This window comes from Propionispira arboris (genome assembly GCF_900109225.1).
Lineage (GTDB): Bacteria > Bacillota > Negativicutes > Selenomonadales > Selenomonadaceae > Propionispira > Propionispira arboris.
This window is the reverse complement of sequence record NZ_FNZK01000002.1, coordinates 203,518-218,998: the sequence shown is the minus strand read 5'-3', so window position 1 is coordinate 218,998 and position 15,481 is coordinate 203,518. Positions and strand designations below refer to the sequence as shown.

Sequence of the window (15,481 nt, the reverse complement as noted above, 5' to 3'; positions counted from 1 at the left end):
CCAATGGACAGGGGGCAATTCATTAATATACTTTTCTTGTAATTGAATTTTGATTTACTATTCATCCAACTTCATAAGTTCATTAAGCATCATCTTATAATGATTAAAAAAATTTTTAGTTATAGTAAAATGATCTGTGTCTTCATATTTAATCCGATTTATCCCATTATTATCGATGTTATAAATATAAGAGTTAGGATACGATAACAGCATTGGCGAATGTGTCGCTATAATGAATTGCGAATTATTTGAAGCTAATTCATGAATTCGGCTAATCAAACTTAATTGTCTCATCGGAGATAACGCCGCTTCCGGTTCGTCAAGGATATAGAGCCCTTTGCCTAAAAAACGATGCAAAAATAACGACATAAAGGATTCGCCATGCGACTGGTGATGTAAAGACTTATCACTATATACATATCCTATGCCTAATTCTTCAATATTCGTTGCTACGTTGTAAAAGCTCTCGGCGCGTAAAAAATAAGAATCTCTCGGCCGTTTGATCCCTTTGCGCAAGACCAGGTATCTATGCAATTCTGAATGAGAATTTTCCGTTGAAAAGGTGAAGTGTTTAGACCCACCTTCAGGATTAAGCCCAAAGGCTACCGCTATAGCCTCAATTAAAGTTGATTTACCTGATCCATTTTCTCCAACAAAAAAAGTGACATGGGGATGCAATTCAATTTCATTTAGTTTTACGATGGCAGGTATAGAAAAAGGATACTCATTAAATGACTCTACTTTGTCTCTATTTAAAGCTACTTCTAATATATATTGACTCGTATTAAAGACGTTTACTTTAATTACCCCCTCATATCTATTGTTAGTCATTCTTTTTGAAGCCCTGTATTCCTTGTTATAAATATTTCAGGAATGCAGGATAATAGGTATGACTCTCATATGGCTCACTTTTCGTATTGCTACGCTAGTTCAGTTCTTCCTACCGCAATAATTTCTTTGATGCTTATAACACAAATATGAGTAAATGCACTAATTGTTAGTGAATCGATTAGCTATATTGAGCTGCTCTTTGAAACGTTATGCAGACGCTTCATATCACTGATCGGCGGTAAGCCAAACAAACGTGAATATTCACGACTAAATTGTGAAGGACTTTCATAACCAACCTGAAAGCCTGCATCAGCGGCATCTGTCTTTTCGGACTGCAAAAGGCGGCGTGCCTCCTGCAGCCGCAATTGCTTTTGATATTGCAAGGGACTCATTGCAGTTACTTGTTTAAAATGGCGATGTAAAGAGGAAATACTCATATTTGCAGCCGATGCTAATTTTTCAATACGTAAAGGTTTCGCAAAATCTTGCTTAATGAGACGAATGGCTTCAATGATTCTTTGGGCATGGCTGCCATTGATCGCAATTTGTTTTAAGAAACCCCCTTTTTCAGCTTGGAGAATCCGATAAAATATTTCCCTTATCACCAAAGGTGCAAGTGCAGGGATATCCTGTGGTTCATCCAAAAGACCAACCAGTCTTAAGGCTGCCTCCAGAAGAGGCAAATTCGTTTCGCCCACAAACATCCCCCGCTGAGAATTTTTCTTTACATTAATGGATAACCCGGAATTTTGGATAATGTCGAAAATCAATTCCGGTTCAAAATTCAGACTCAAACATAATAACGGGGTTTGTGGAGTTGCCTGGATAATTTGTCCGGAAAGTGGCAAATCCACAGAAACCACAAGATAATGAAAAGGATCATAGTAATAACTGCTCTCAGACAGCATAAATGTTTTTTCTCCTTGGGCAATGATACATAAGGCGGGTCCCTGAAACGCGTGGACAGGCCCTTCTTTATATGATATGCGTGAAAAATACAATGAAGGAATAGCAGTTGAATGAGTTCCATCACATTTAGCACCTCGTTCGATAAGTTGAACCAACTCTGCCTGTATTTCTACAATCTTATCATCTTCTTTAGTTCTTACCATAATTAATTCACTCCTGCTTTCGACATACACCACTAAACTTTCCTTAACTCTATTTTGACTTTAGCATACCTGAGAGAATTAGGCAATGATTTGCGCATAATAGTCTACCAGATAAAGCCCTGATTGTTAGATAATGAATATAGTACGAAAGGAAACCTGTGATCATTTAAACAAAGCCTTTGGGCTATTTACCAGAACAAAACGAAAGGATCTACTCGGAATGTAAACGCAAATTTGACAAGAATTAGATCGGGGGGAAATCACATGTATGTTATTATAGGTGCAACTGGCAGAACAGGAAGCGTGGTTACAAATTACTTATTAGAGCAAGGACAGTCTGTACGGGTAATTGGCCGAAATGCAGAACGCCTAAAACCATTCACAAGCAAAGGGGCTGACGCTTTTGTCGCCGAGCCTACGGATCAGGTAGCGTTAACCGAGGCTTTTATTGGGGCAAAGGCAGTCTATGTCATGCTTCAGCCTAATTATATTGCTACAAGCAACAACTTTCGAGCCCATCAAGACCGAATCATGAATGCAATTATACCCGCTTTGGAAAAAGCACAGGTAAAATATGTCGTATCATTAAGCAGTTGGGGTGCGGATAAATCGGAAGGAACAGGTCCTGTCGTCGGCCTGCACCAGCTTGAGCAACGACTAAACCGTATTGCAGATTTGAATGTCCTTCATCTACGCGCGGGCTATTTTATGGAAAATACGCTTTCTCTAGTCGATACAATTTTAACTCGTGGTACGGCAGCCGGTCCATTTAGTCCAAATGTAAAGTTTCCGTTTATCGCCACGCACGACATCGGCCTTGCCGTGGGAGAGGCTCTATTGAAGCTTGATTTCCAAGGCAAACAGGTCCGTGAACTTCATGGAAGCCAAGATCTGACAATGCACGAAGTTTCCGCAATTATAGGGAAAGCAATTCATAATCCTGCTCTTGCCTATATCCAGGATTCGAAAGTTAAGACTCGGAATGACCTGCTGGAACTTAATTTTTCCGAGCATATCATTAAGCTTATTCTCGAAGTGGCAGATGCAATGAACTCAGGCTATATACGAATGTTGAAGCCTCACTCAGAAGACAATTCGGCTCCTATATCTTTCGAAATGTTTGTCAGAGAAGAATGGTTGCCTCTGTATAAGTTAAAAAAGCAGTTACACCTTACTATAACGTCATAAAATAGCAAAATTATCGTTGGGGACCTAACCCGGACAACTTCAATTTTCAGTAAAATCACTATGTAATATTAGAATAACAGGTATCCTTTATCAAGGACAATAAACGTAATAAGCTGATTTCTGTATTGAACAGGAATCAGCTTATTACTGTTGCATAATGGCATTATATATTAGCAAATAATTTCCTTTACAAATAAAGATTATAACTATTCGATATTTTATTGATTTTTTTAGTGTTATAATAATGAACCGTTAGATGTTTTAAATGTATAACAAAAATAATTATACCATGCTTAAATCAAAGTATATTAGGGGAGAAATTATTGTGTCACTAATACAAATTGAAGCAGAAAAGAAAAAAATTTCGCATCGTTTTTTTGCTTACCCCAACATTTATTATAGAACCTAATATTCTTAAAGCACATTAAAATACTTATTATTTGATAATATGTTTTTCTCCCCATTGATACATTAAATCAAGAATTGGTATTAGAGATTTTCCTTCATTTGATCTTGTGATCTTCTGTGTAATCGAAAACATTTCAAAATCATACTCCCGGTGGCAGACGGTTTCCCATCATAGCCCGGTATTCCATCATTTCTCCATCCACTATAAAAGTTCCATCTCCCACAGCATGAAATGTTCGTTGCTCAACAGCCGTTTCATTTATCCAAGCTCTTTCTCCTGATAAAATAACCAAACCATGTTTCTCTACATAGTCAATCACCTTACATTCAATACATTTCAGACATTCCTTAATAAGAGGTGCCTTAACTGTTTTAGCCGCAAGCGATGTTAAAGAAAATTTATCAAACTTATCCACGATGTCTCCATTAACAGTACCAATCCCAATAACAGCTTCAATCAAATTAACTCCCGGAACAGCAATAACGCACTCTTTTGTCCTCATCATCACTTCAAAAGACGTGTTCCATGGTCCTGTAGAAATAGCAATATGTGGGCTAAAATCCATGATCATATGCCATGAGATCGTCATAATGTTGTTTTTCTTTCCGTCAAAGGTTGTAACCAACGTAACTGGTCCAGATTCTAAAAAAGTAAAAGCTTTCCCAATATCCATTTCTCTCATTTCATTGCCTCCCACCTGAAAATGCTCTTATTTTCAGTGAAATTTTATAGTAAAAACATATCACAATATGTTTTTACTTTGAAAGCAAATTGCAATTCCATACAAAAAGAAAGTCCCTCTATTTTTTGGTTTAAAATATTCTCTATTTTATCCAGCCTATTCCTTAACGTATTACGGTGGACAAATAAAACACTTGAGGTCTTCCTGACATTACAGTCACACTCCAAATACGTCTCCAATGTATCGCATAAATTTTTATCCTGTCGCTTATCAAAATCGATCAGCAAGCCTAAACGATCCTTATAATAATCAACGAGTAAACTTTCATTTTCTACATTGGTTAATATAGAATAAATTCCCATTTCTTTGTAAAATAGCTCTTTTTTATCCATGATCTGGGAAATTCTTATCGTTTTGACTGCATCTTTTACTGCAGCCTTTAAACCTTCTACCGTATCACAAGTATCACTAACACCTACCCAAAAGGAAAGCTTGCAAAATCGGGCAAAATAATTTCGTATATGCTGTAAAACTTCTTTTATGTCTGCTTGCAATGTATATAAAGGTATACGAATAATGATGTCATTATTTTGCGTAAGCAACAGCAAATTTTTACTTCCCTGATTATAAAATTCATATTGAATAGCCTTCTGCAAATTAGTTCTATATTCCTCTTGTTCGGCTTCATTTACTGTCCCTTTTTCGCTAAACAGCCTAAATATAGCGATGCAAGCTGGTTTCTGCAAATCAATGCCATAATATTGTGCTTTGTAAATAGTTTCCATATCGGATTTATACGTCGTGTATAAAAGATCGGCAAAAAAACGGTCTAAAGCATTTTCTCTGTTTTCTTGTTCAATCAATTTTTTGCAGACAAGTTGCGATAAATCCACCAGTTTAATCGACAAAGAAAGCTCAAAAAGAGGCATGGCAAGCGTATCCGCCACCTGAATAATCTCTGGAGAAATCTGCCCGACGTTAATAATAAACCCTGCTGCGTTCTTTTTATCTGCCGCATACATAAATTGCTTCAGCTTTTTTATATTTCGGGTAATACTTATATTGGTTACAATAATGAGTTCTCCTCCATGAATCCAGTCTCCCAGGTTATCCGAGTTTTCCAGACATTCCATGCAATCAGCAAAATATAACCAGCGAATTGGTCGATGAATCCCTTTTGCCCCGCCTAACAGGACAAGTTCCTTTAATTGAGGAAGTTTCATAATATCCGCATAAAACAAATTCAGCGCCTCCTATAAAGTATCAAAGCCTCATCTGACAAATCTTTTTATATTTGTGACTTTAACCAGGAATAATAGATTCACAAGTACACACTTTTGACTATCCTTGAATCACTTTTTCTGCCAGACGAAAAAATGCTCGTATCGCTGTTTCCAAATCACCATCAGGTGTATTTTCTTCTTTACAATGTGATAATCCTGCTGAGGACATTGCAAACATCATGACCGACGGTACAATTTTGGCAATTTCGGCAGCATCGTGCAGTGAACCGGAAAACATGCTTGTGTTTTCTCCTGTTTCTTCCCACACTGAAGCTTCACAAGCGGCTATCAAATTTTCATCAAAAGCAGTTGGCGGATTGGACCATACATGTTCAAACGACACAGATACATTATTAGCTTTTGCTGCTTTCTCGCAAGCTTTTCGTGCTTCTTCATAAATTATTTTAAGCATATCCGGCTGAATAGAACGTTGATCCAATGATATCTTGCATTTTCCTGGGAAAATCGTTACAACATTTGGTTCCACAATTATTTTTCCCACTGTGCAGTAGGCATCGTACTGTAAACCAATCTTGCGAAATTCCAAAACCGCCTGCGCTGCTGCGAGAAAAGCATCCCGCCGCATTGAAAGCGGTGCACCGGAATGAGCAGATTGCCCTGTGAATATGATATACTGACGTTCACAGCCAGTAATACCGTAAACGCTGGCAACGGATTTCCCCTGCGATTCGAGCAGTGGAGCTTGCTCTATATGAAGTTCAAGATATGCTTTTATATGCTTTTTTAAAAATTCTTTTCTTGCTTTCGGAAAATCTTCCAATTTCATATGATATGGCTTTAACGCATCAGAAAAACATATACCGTCATTATCTTTAAGTTTTTTAATTTCTTCAATATGCAGCGAACCACTTACCGCTGCCGAACCCACGCAGCTTGAACCAAAGCGTGCGCCTTCTTCATCTGCCCAACATACAATATAGATTGTATGTTTTGGTTTTTTTCCATTTTTACCGAATTGCTTTAAAATCCCCATACCACTAACAATTCCTAATGCACCATCCAGCCAGCCGCCATCGGGCACACAATCCAGATGGCTGCCGATAACAACAGCATCCTCCATCTCGCCTTCAATCTTTGCCCATATATTATGTGCAGCATCTATATGGATTTCCGCGCCTTCTGCCTGCATTTTGCCCTTAAACCATTCAATGGACCGATCCCAAATTGGTGTCCAAGCGATACGCTGCGCCCCATTTTCATTGGAAGTAAGACTTGCCAGTTCCCGCAGCTCAGCAACAACATCTTGTGCCGCACTTGTTAAATCAAATTTTCTCATATAATTTCCTCCATTTTCCTCTCAGTAAGACATAACATAAAAAGCACGGCGCTTTCATTTTTATATAGAAAGCGCCGAATTTTTTATTTTGCTGCCTCATTAACAAAAGTACTATCAATTATAGAACCTGCATCTATCTTTTTTTCAATAACATTTAGTTTTTTTAGAAATGTAACAATTTTTTGCTGTGTATAACCCCAATAACTCGCATCTTCCGCCTTGGAAAATCCTTTTACACTATCTTGTACCGTCGTAATATACAATGTACCCATCATATCGTGAAATTCCTTATCGGAAACATTCATTTTTTTAGCCATCAAAGCTTCCGATTCTTCCGGATGTTCTTTCCAATAGGCAACAGCTTCATCCCAACTTTTTACAAAAGCAGCGACTGCTTCTGGATTATCTGTTACAAATTTATGGGAAGCTGCAATGCAATCTGTAATTAAATCTGGATTGTCTTTCGTTGAATACAATAATTTTCCACCACCAGCAACAGCCTTACTTAAATACGGTTCCCAAATCGAAGCTGCATCTACCTGTCCTGCTAAAAAAGCATTTCCAGCATCCGACATGCTCATATCAACAATATTTACATCATCCGATGACATTCCGGCTCCATCCAATAAAGTCAATAAATACATATGATCAACACTATACAGCTGTGTTGCTATCGTCTTACCCTTCAGGTCTTCAATTCGCTGAATCGCAGGTTTTACAACTAATCCATCTGATCCAAGTGACTTGTCTGTCATCATAATAACCTTAAAATCTGCTCCCCGGCTGATGGGTGCAATTATATCTGGTGCCGGATACGTGCACATGTCCAAGTTTTCGGCCAGAAAAGCATTGCTGCTTTCTGTCGTCGACGAAAACTCCTCTGATGAAACATCCAGACCATTCTTTTCAAAAATACCTTTCTCTTGTGCTAAATAAATCATCATATTCGTCGGCCATGAAGTAAACCCAACACTTATTTTTGTAAGCCCCTTTGGTCCACCACTGCCCTGCTCTGCATTTTTTGTATTGCCGCAGCCAACAAGGAAAAATATTGTCAAAGCCCCTATAAAAAAGAAAATGATCACTTTATTTTTTTTCATAATACCCTCCATTTTATCGTCCCCGCCAACAATATAATTTTTAGAAAAAATGCGCGGTCTTCACTTTTCACCCTATAAAAAATACTTATCCAGATATTCTGTTTTTATGTAAAAAACTCGCTATATATTTTCTTCATCATCGTCCTGATGATCATAAAGAAGTTCATTGATATATTTGCGAAGTTGAATAAATTCAAAAGTATCCTTTACCTCCAGCGTTCGGTTCTCACCTATCCCTATATTCACAACCTCTTTAACTTTTCCGGGATGCGCATCCATAACAAAAATCTTAGTAGCCAGAAAAACAGCTTCATCAATATCATGCGTAACAAATACAATCGTCGATTGTTCTTTTTGCCAAAGTTCCCGTAACAAAAGCTGCATCCTGTTTTTCGTATATTGATCCAGCGCGCCGAAGGGTTCATCCATTAAAATGACTTCGGGCTGATTTGCCAGAGCCCTGGCGATAGCAACACGTTGCTTCATACCTCCTGATAATTCCTTAGGATAGCTCTTTCGAAATTTTGTAAGCTTAATATCCTCTAAATATTTATCTGTAATTTCCTCTATTTGTTTTATGGGCATTTTTTTCAGTTTTAAGCCAAATTGGATATTATCCTCCACTGTCATCCAGGGAAAAAGCGTGTAAGTCTGAAAAACCATCCCCCGGTCTGCTCCTGGAGAAGTCACTTTTTTATTATTGATCCATATTGCTCCCTGTGTGGGAAAATCAAGACCTGCCAGCATATGCAGCAAAGTTGATTTTCCACAGCCGGATGGTCCGACAATACAAGCAAAGTCATTATCCTGAATTGTTATATTCACATTTGCAATTGCCGTAAAGTTCCCCTTGCCTATTTTATAGGATTTTCCAACATTGTGAAGAATAATTTTATTGGCAGCGGCATTTACCGCAAAAGCTGCTTCCATATCATCTGCTGCTGTTTTTTGCATCATGGATTGCTCCTTTCATCCCACGGAAACATCCGCTTAATCAGCAAAGCAAAAAAGCGATCGGTAATCAGTCCCAAAAAGCCAATAACAAGAATGCCTGAAAAAATAGCATCTGTCTTAAAAAAATGCTGTGCTTTAAGAATTGTATAACCCAAGCCTGAATTCGATGCCACAAGTTCAGCAACGACAAGATACGTCCATGCCCAGCCGATCATCACCCGCAATGTAAGCATAATTTTAGGTCCCATCGCCGGAATCAATACCTTGAAAATCGTACTCCATCGTTTCGTTCCTAAAGTATAGCTTGCTGATAAAAGATCCTCTGGAACCAGTCTGGCATCATCAGCAATCATCAAAATCATCTGAAAAAAGGTCCCTATAAATACCACAATAATTTTTGCCATCTCGCCAATTCCAGCCCACACCATAACAAGAGGTACAAATGCTGGAACTGGCATATAACGAATAAATTCACAGAGTGGACTAATCACCGCTTCTACTTTCTGAAAGCAACCGCATAAAATACCAATGGGAACCCCTAATGCAACAGCTGCCGCAAAGCCCATTGTAATGCGGTAAATACTTATAGCCGTATTGCTCCCCAAACTCCCGTCCGCTGTTCCTTCTGCAAGGTTTTTCAAAACACTTGTAAGTGCCGGTAAAAACATAGCTTTTACAAATCCGCCTGCTGTAACAACATACCAAAAAACAAGAAATATGATAAAAGTAACTGCTGTAATCATCATATATGTTTTTTTGTTAATACTCTGGCGCAGCCTAAAGTCATCTTTCATTTCTTTTTCTCCTATCTACGGCTCATTAAAATTCACAATAAAAAAGCAAGGGCATTCATTCTAAATTAAGCGCCCTTGCTTAATGAACATATATGTTTTTATACGTTATACCCTCAGCAGAGGAAATGTCATACAGTGAGGACCTCCACCGCCCTTTAGAATTTCCACAAGATCTACTCGAATCACGTTAAGTCCCAAAGTTTGCATTTTTTCATTAACATTTTTATTGTCCGTAAAAGAGATAACCCGTCCTGCACCTAATGCTTGTAAATTGCAATAATGCCTGAATACGCCTTCCTGCGGAACATCAATTAATGTAAAATGTCTCTTTTCTAACATCTTTAAGAAAAAATCCGGCAATGCAGCTTTACATACAACCGCAACCTTATCAGCAACAATGTTAAAACACATATCTAAATGAAGATTTTCTCTATTGCAGGGTATCCCTATCATCGTATAACCCAATGTCTGCATTTGACGCTTAATATTTATATAACCATCCTGATCCGTTCTAGCAATAATCCCATGGACAATCGTGTATTCATCCAGAAGCCAGAAATCACCGCCTTCAAAGGCTCCCGACGTACAACGTGCAATCGGTGCAATTCCAAGTTCTTTCATTTTGGCTTCATATTTTTCCGTTTCTCCGACACGGCAGGGTTCCCTGAATTTACCCATAATATAACCTTCTGCTACACAACCACCAAAGTCCCTGGCGAAAACTTCATAGGTCAGACCCGGTGTTGGTTCCATAAGAACAACCTCTACGTCATTTTCCCTATATGCCTGTACAAAATCTGCATGCTCTCTCAGGCAAGCTTCTTTATTTACGCTTTCCCCCTGCCTAAGCCACTCTTCCGTAATTACGTTGATTGGCTCAAATTCAAAATAAGTAGGTGGACACAATAAAACCTTTTTTAACGTATTTGTAGCATTTTTGACATAACTCATACCTTCATCCCCCATAAAAAAAGCTGTACAGCAAAAGCAACATTTTGCAAATTCCTTGCAAAAATGGCGCCTTTGCCATACAGCTTTATCTGTAAATTCTTTTCATGTATTTATTATAGGCATAAATACTGTTCTTAACAATATATTTCCCGCCCAATAATTTATGCATTTTCTATGCGGCACGCACAACTAAAAAACTCATGTATCAGGGCCTTTGCACCAACAGCCATTCAGTTTTTTCTAAACTTATCCTGCCCGCATTCAGAAACAGATGGTTTTGAAAGACCTACTCTCATCTCTCTTAAAACATTTACCAATTTTTATATTTCAGAACACACCTGAATAGTTGCAAATTTGCTTAATATTTTAAATTTAAAGATTCAATAATTATATGTTGTTCCCAAAATAACTTAAAGCACTATAGAGATTAAGATACCCCCTTTGCTCAGACAGTTTTATTAGTTAACTGTCTATCCAAAGGGGGTATTCAACAATATGCAGTTTTTTAGTTTTCCATAAATGCGAAAAATATTTAGCAAAATATAAATATTTTTTCCTTGTTCAACAATTGTTTTTTATCGCTTCTTCTAACAATTGAAAGGCAAAAGTCAATTGTTCCGTGGTGACAATGAGCGGTGGATGCCACGTGATACAATTTCCCGCTGATAATTTAAAGGACAATCCATGTTCCAGACAATAATAGAGAATCGCTTCCGCAAGCTTATCATTTTTCCCCTTTGAAACTCTATCGGTAACAAGTTCAAAGGACATCAATAAACCTTTTATCCGAAAATCACCGATACATTGATACTTGTTATAAAGGTTTTCCGAATACTGTAAGGCAAATGCAGCTTGGTTTCGGCAGTTTTCCAAGAGTTTATGTTCATCTATATATTTTATAGTTGCACAAATAGCTGCACAGCCAGCTGCTGGTTTCTCATGCGTATAATGTCCTAACGAGATATCCTGTGCACAATCGTACTTGGATTTAACGAGAACCGCGGCCTGCGGTACAATACCTCCACCAATCCCTTTACCAAGTACAAGTATATCTGGTTCAACGCCAAAATTTTGGTGTACATAAAACATTCCGCTTCTACCAAACGCGGTTGGAATCTCATCAAAAATTAACAATATATCATTTTCATCACAGATTTCTCGCAACCTTGTAAAATAGGATCGCGGTGGAATATGAATGTCTGTTGCGCGAATGGGTTCAAGTAATATAGCTCCTATAGCCCCTTCATTTTTAATGATATATTCAATATAATCCAGACAAAATGCTGCGACAGTTTCCGGACAGCTGCTATGTATAAGATTCCTATACGCATTGTATGGTATTGCTCTTATGCCACCTGGCATAAGAGCTCCCATATCTTTCCGAAAAACAGATTCACCTCCCACCGAAATAGCATCCAGCCCTGCTCCGTGAAAAGACTCCCACATAGAGATCACTTTATGTCTGCCAGTAATTTTACGGGTCATTTTAAGGGCAATTCCTACAGCAGCACTACCAGATGGTGTAAATAAAACTTTGTAATCTTTTGATGTTGTTTTATCGTTCAATGCTTGTGCTGCATCTATTGCAATATTAGCAGTATATCGCCTCGGGATAAAAGGCAATTCATCAAATTGTTTCTTAACCGCTGCAATGACTGCTGAATTTTTATAACCGACCTGATGAATACTGTTTCCATGAAAATCCAGATATTTTTTGCCATTTTTATCTGTTATATAGGCACCGACCGCATCTACGATAACATTCAAGCAGGGAGTTGACATGGATTGTCGCATGAATATAGATTCATCCGCTTTTAATACCTCGATGGTTTCTCCACCTATCGTATCAAGCCAATTCTTTCTTAACGGACTAAAATTAACATCACCTTCACGGTTGAAATCAGTTTGATAGAGCATAAGGCCTTTTTCCTTTTGCAAGCAGTGTATTAATATTTTTAAGCAGCTCAGGGATTTCTTCCATAGTCGCAATGGTAAAGTTCGCACCATAATTTAAAAATGTCTGTTCTGTTTTTCTTATGAAGCTTTTTTGTTCGCTATCCGATAATCCAATAAATTCGTCATAGCTAAGTCCCATTTGTGAACTTCCAACTGCTACGCCCACTGACCATACGCCAGCATTTAATCCTTCTTTTATATCTGCCTCCGTATCCCCAATTTTTACAACTTGCCATGGTGCTGTTAATTTTAGAGCCTCCATATTTCTAAATATCATATATGGATTCGGTCGTCCCATGCCATTTATTGAATCAGGTGTAATCCAAAAATCAGGTTCGTAACCTTGTGTCTTAGCGCCTTGCCTTACTATGTTTAGCATAGTATCCGTATATCCCGTCGTTGACCCAATCTTCAATCCGTTTTTTCTAAGCTTGCTCACCGTTTCTATTACTCCTGGCAGCAGCTGTGTATATTCCTCAAGAGACAACAACAGCATTGACTCAAATTTCAAATACAATTCATCAATATCGTATTCATTAAAACATCTGCCATATTGTTCTTGCCATTTTTTACTGATTCTTGGCATTTCCAGCATAACCTTGAGATGGTCTCTTTTTAGGATTCCCATAGGCAGCCTGGCTTCAGCAATTGTTACATTGATTCCTACTGTTTTAAAGATCTTAACAAATACATTTACCGGCGCGAAACAGCCAAAATCGACGGTTGTTCCCGCCCAGTCAAATATTACACCAGCAACTTTATTCATTGATTCTCTCCTCCATATATTTTTCGATTATATCGCATAGTTGCACAATATCTTGTTTATAGACTTCACCGATATTCCCAATTCTAAAAGTATTCACATCAGTGAGCTTCCCGGGATATAAAACAAACCCATTGGCTTTAACATACTGGTAGAAATCAGCAAAGTCAAACTTTATACCGGGAAACAGGAAGGTCGTTATAATTGGAGATTGAACTTCTTCTCTTATATATGCAGTAATGCCCATAGCTTTGAGTTTGTCTCTAAGCACCCTATTATTTTCTCGATAGCGTTTATAGCGTGCAAGAACACCGCCTTCTGCGGTTAATTCTTCAAGTGCCTTAGAAAAAGCTGCTACAACATGGGTGGGCGAAGTAAATCGCCACTTCCCTTCTTTTTCCATACATTTCCACTGATCATATAAATCCAACGATAAACTTTTTGCAGTTCCCTGGCAGCTTAACAATTTTTCAATTTTAGCCACCACAAAACAAAAACCTGGCACACCTTGAATACATTTATTTGCACTACTTATCAGATAATCAATCGCTAAATCCTCAACCTTAATTTCTATACCACCAAAGCTGCTCATAGCATCAACAATAAAAGTTATATTATTCTTTTTACAAATATTTGCTATCTCTTCAAGCGGATTGAGTATACCCGTTGTCGTTTCGCAATGTACCATTGCAATATGCGTGATACAGCGATCATTTTTTAGCATCACAGCTATATCATTCACTGCAGGTATCCTGTCATATGGGACACTATAAACAACATAATTTATCCCAATATATTTTGCCATGGTTACCATTCTTTCTCCATACGCACCATTGACAATAATAAGACATTTATCTTCTGGTTGAATGCATGTTGCCAAAACAGCTTCTACGCCAAAGCTTCCACTTCCTTGCAGTAAAACCGCTGTATATGTATGCGGTGATACAAGGGCGATCTCTAAAAGACGACGGCGAATCTGTTGTGTCATTTTTTTATAATCATCATCCCAGGTGCAGCGATCAAAGAGCATCTCCTCTTTAACACTACTTGTTGTAGTTAACGGTCCGGGGGTCAAAAGTTTATAATTTTCCATATATAGGTCCCTTCCATTTTATCCCATTATTATTGTGCCGCTTTGAAAAAAGCTTGATGTGCCATAAGAAGTTCTACTGTCAAGGGTTCATTAAAGGTTTTTGGATTACCAGCCTTATTTAAATCCGTTATCGATTCGCCTTGATATAAAGCTACCGGATAACTTTTAATCAATTCAGGTCTGGCTTTTTCAATGATGACTTTTGCCATTTCCATTGCAAGTTTTGTCGTCGCTGTATCTTCTTTTTTAACAACTGCGATGGATTCCGTAAGCGTATAATTACCTTCTATTGGATCAATATAATCAATCGGCTTTCCCGCAGCCTTATCTGCTACCGCTTGATGGCGGAGTCCAAATCCTACTGCCACTTCACCAATTCTAACTTTTTTTATTGGTCCCGATCCGGAAGCTTCGATGTGTGGGCCGCAATTTTCAATCAACTTATGCAAAATCTCCTTACCTTCAACCTCTCCATATTCACTGATAATAGCCTGCAGCAATAGCCATGCCGTTGATGAATTCATTATGTTAGGAATGGAAACGAGCCCTTTATATTCATCTTTCGTTAAATCTTTTATCGACTTTGGCATAGGCAGCCCTTTCTCTGTAAGCACTTGCGTATTAACAAAGATCGCTCCCGTATTCGCCAGGATTGGCGTATAATAGGCTGGATATTTGTCCAATGCTTTCGTATCAAAATCCAAATCAACAAACATGTTATGCTGCTTTTGTGCACTATCAATAAAGTATGAACTCATTGTTACTAAATTGGCTTCAATTTTATCCCCCTCAGCAATGAGTTTACCACCAAGTTCTGATGTTCCCATCGTTTGCAGTACATATTCCCCCTCATACCCCGCGGCATTAAGACTATTTTGCATGGCATCTACAGCTTCCTTATCGGCATTGGTATAAATCACAACCTTTTGGGCCGTTGCAGCACCTGCATCATTGTTATTACTTTGCCCACAGCCGCTCAAGCTCATAACCATTGCAGCCAAAATAAAACATAACAGAAGACTTTTTCGTATTTTTTTCATAATTTATATTTCCCCTTTGCAAAAAATA

Annotated in this window: 14 protein-coding genes; 1 reads left to right on the top strand and 13 read right to left on the bottom strand. The window is 38.1% G+C overall.

The window, feature by feature from the left end; all coding sequences use genetic code 11:
- Nucleotides 1–57: 57 nt before the first annotated feature.
- Complete coding sequence (locus BMY14_RS02940) at nt 58–831, bottom strand: AAA family ATPase (RefSeq protein ID WP_091829047.1); 774 nt, start codon at nt 829–831, stop codon at nt 58–60.
- A 182-nt stretch (nt 832–1,013) separates the two neighbouring features.
- Nucleotides 1,014–1,943 carry an AraC family transcriptional regulator gene (locus BMY14_RS02935; protein WP_091829045.1) on the bottom strand — a complete coding sequence of 310 codons (930 nt, stop codon included), beginning with the start codon at nt 1,941–1,943 and terminating at the stop codon, nt 1,014–1,016.
- Between the two features lie 264 nt (nt 1,944–2,207).
- Here BMY14_RS02935 and BMY14_RS02930 point away from each other — a divergent pair, with 264 nt between their 5' ends.
- Entirely contained in the window at nt 2,208–3,131 is a 924-nt protein-coding gene (locus BMY14_RS02930) for an NmrA family NAD(P)-binding protein (RefSeq protein WP_091829042.1), read from the top strand.
- 548 nt (nt 3,132–3,679) lie between these two features.
- Here the strand turns inward: BMY14_RS02930 and BMY14_RS02925 are convergent.
- From BMY14_RS02925 to BMY14_RS02875, 11 genes are all read right to left on the bottom strand, one after another.
- Nucleotides 3,680–4,222 carry a flavin reductase family protein gene (locus BMY14_RS02925; RefSeq protein ID WP_091829039.1) on the bottom strand — a complete coding sequence of 181 codons (543 nt, stop codon included), beginning with the start codon at nt 4,220–4,222 and terminating at the stop codon, nt 3,680–3,682.
- A 44-nt stretch (nt 4,223–4,266) separates the two neighbouring features.
- Nucleotides 4,267–5,463 (bottom strand): PucR family transcriptional regulator, encoded by a 1,197-nt coding sequence (locus BMY14_RS02920; RefSeq protein ID WP_091829036.1) that lies wholly within the window; start codon nt 5,461–5,463, stop codon nt 4,267–4,269.
- Nucleotides 5,464–5,563: 100 nt separating this feature from the next.
- The gene (locus BMY14_RS02915) at nt 5,564–6,802 is read right to left on the bottom strand and encodes a hydantoinase/carbamoylase family amidase (protein ID WP_091829033.1); all 1,239 of its coding nucleotides are present in this window, start codon (nt 6,800–6,802) and stop codon (nt 5,564–5,566) included.
- 83 nt (nt 6,803–6,885) lie between these two features.
- Nucleotides 6,886–7,902 (bottom strand): ABC transporter substrate-binding protein, encoded by a 1,017-nt coding sequence (locus tag BMY14_RS02910; protein WP_177177455.1) that lies wholly within the window; start codon nt 7,900–7,902, stop codon nt 6,886–6,888.
- 120 nt (nt 7,903–8,022) lie between these two features.
- Nucleotides 8,023–8,859: an ABC transporter ATP-binding protein gene (locus BMY14_RS02905; RefSeq protein WP_091829029.1), complete on the bottom strand. Its 837-nt coding sequence runs from the start codon at nt 8,857–8,859 to the stop codon at nt 8,023–8,025.
- On the bottom strand, nt 8,856–9,650 hold the full coding sequence (locus BMY14_RS02900; protein ID WP_091829027.1) for an ABC transporter permease: 795 nt from the start codon (nt 9,648–9,650) through the stop codon (nt 8,856–8,858). The genes BMY14_RS02905 and BMY14_RS02900 overlap by 4 nt, the downstream gene beginning before the upstream one ends.
- Nucleotides 9,651–9,755: 105 nt before the next feature.
- Nucleotides 9,756–10,601, bottom strand: a complete 846-nt coding sequence (locus BMY14_RS02895; protein ID WP_091829025.1) for a dimethylarginine dimethylaminohydrolase family protein — start codon at nt 10,599–10,601, stop codon at nt 9,756–9,758.
- Nucleotides 10,602–11,162: 561 nt separating this feature from the next.
- Nucleotides 11,163–12,518, bottom strand: coding sequence for a (R)-1-hydroxy-2-aminoethylphosphonate ammonia-lyase (gene pbfA, locus BMY14_RS02890; RefSeq protein ID WP_091829022.1), 1,356 nt, complete (start codon nt 12,516–12,518; stop codon nt 11,163–11,165).
- On the bottom strand, nt 12,502–13,323 hold the full coding sequence (phnX, locus tag BMY14_RS02885; RefSeq protein WP_091829019.1) for a phosphonoacetaldehyde hydrolase: 822 nt from the start codon (nt 13,321–13,323) through the stop codon (nt 12,502–12,504). The genes pbfA and phnX overlap by 17 nt, the downstream gene beginning before the upstream one ends.
- The gene (phnW, locus tag BMY14_RS02880; RefSeq protein ID WP_091829016.1) at nt 13,316–14,413 is read right to left on the bottom strand and encodes a 2-aminoethylphosphonate--pyruvate transaminase; all 1,098 of its coding nucleotides are present in this window, start codon (nt 14,411–14,413) and stop codon (nt 13,316–13,318) included. Before phnW ends, phnX begins: the two co-directional genes overlap by 8 nt.
- 29 nt (nt 14,414–14,442) lie before the next feature.
- A complete protein-coding gene (locus BMY14_RS02875; RefSeq protein WP_091829013.1) occupies nt 14,443–15,453 on the bottom strand; it encodes an extracellular solute-binding protein in 1,011 nt (336 codons plus the stop codon).
- Nucleotides 15,454–15,481 lie beyond the last annotated feature (28 nt).

What these genes read in the sequence shown, in the direction of transcription:
- BMY14_RS02895 (WP_091829025.1), bottom strand. Translation starts at nt 10,601, where the DNA reads ATGAGTTATGTCAAAAATGCTACAAATACGTTAAAAAAGGTTTTATTG.
- pbfA (WP_091829022.1), bottom strand. Translation starts at nt 12,518, where the DNA reads ATGCTCTATCAAACTGATTTCAACCGTGAAGGTGATGTTAATTTTAGT.
- BMY14_RS02935 (WP_091829045.1), bottom strand. Translation starts at nt 1,943, where the DNA reads ATGGTAAGAACTAAAGAAGATGATAAGATTGTAGAAATACAGGCAGAG.
- BMY14_RS02875 (WP_091829013.1), bottom strand. Translation starts at nt 15,453, where the DNA reads ATGAAAAAAATACGAAAAAGTCTTCTGTTATGTTTTATTTTGGCTGCA.
- BMY14_RS02940 (WP_091829047.1), bottom strand. Translation starts at nt 831, where the DNA reads ATGACTAACAATAGATATGAGGGGGTAATTAAAGTAAACGTCTTTAAT.
- BMY14_RS02910 (WP_177177455.1), bottom strand. Translation starts at nt 7,902, where the DNA reads ATGAAAAAAAATAAAGTGATCATTTTCTTTTTTATAGGGGCTTTGACA.
- BMY14_RS02900 (WP_091829027.1), bottom strand. Translation starts at nt 9,650, where the DNA reads ATGAAAGATGACTTTAGGCTGCGCCAGAGTATTAACAAAAAAACATAT.
- phnW (WP_091829016.1), bottom strand. Translation starts at nt 14,413, where the DNA reads ATGGAAAATTATAAACTTTTGACCCCCGGACCGTTAACTACAACAAGT.
- BMY14_RS02925 (WP_091829039.1), bottom strand. Translation starts at nt 4,222, where the DNA reads ATGAGAGAAATGGATATTGGGAAAGCTTTTACTTTTTTAGAATCTGGA.
- phnX (WP_091829019.1), bottom strand. Translation starts at nt 13,323, where the DNA reads ATGAATAAAGTTGCTGGTGTAATATTTGACTGGGCGGGAACAACCGTC.
- BMY14_RS02915 (WP_091829033.1), bottom strand. Translation starts at nt 6,802, where the DNA reads ATGAGAAAATTTGATTTAACAAGTGCGGCACAAGATGTTGTTGCTGAG.
- BMY14_RS02905 (WP_091829029.1), bottom strand. Translation starts at nt 8,859, where the DNA reads ATGATGCAAAAAACAGCAGCAGATGATATGGAAGCAGCTTTTGCGGTA.
- BMY14_RS02930 (WP_091829042.1), top strand. Translation starts at nt 2,208, where the DNA reads ATGTATGTTATTATAGGTGCAACTGGCAGAACAGGAAGCGTGGTTACA.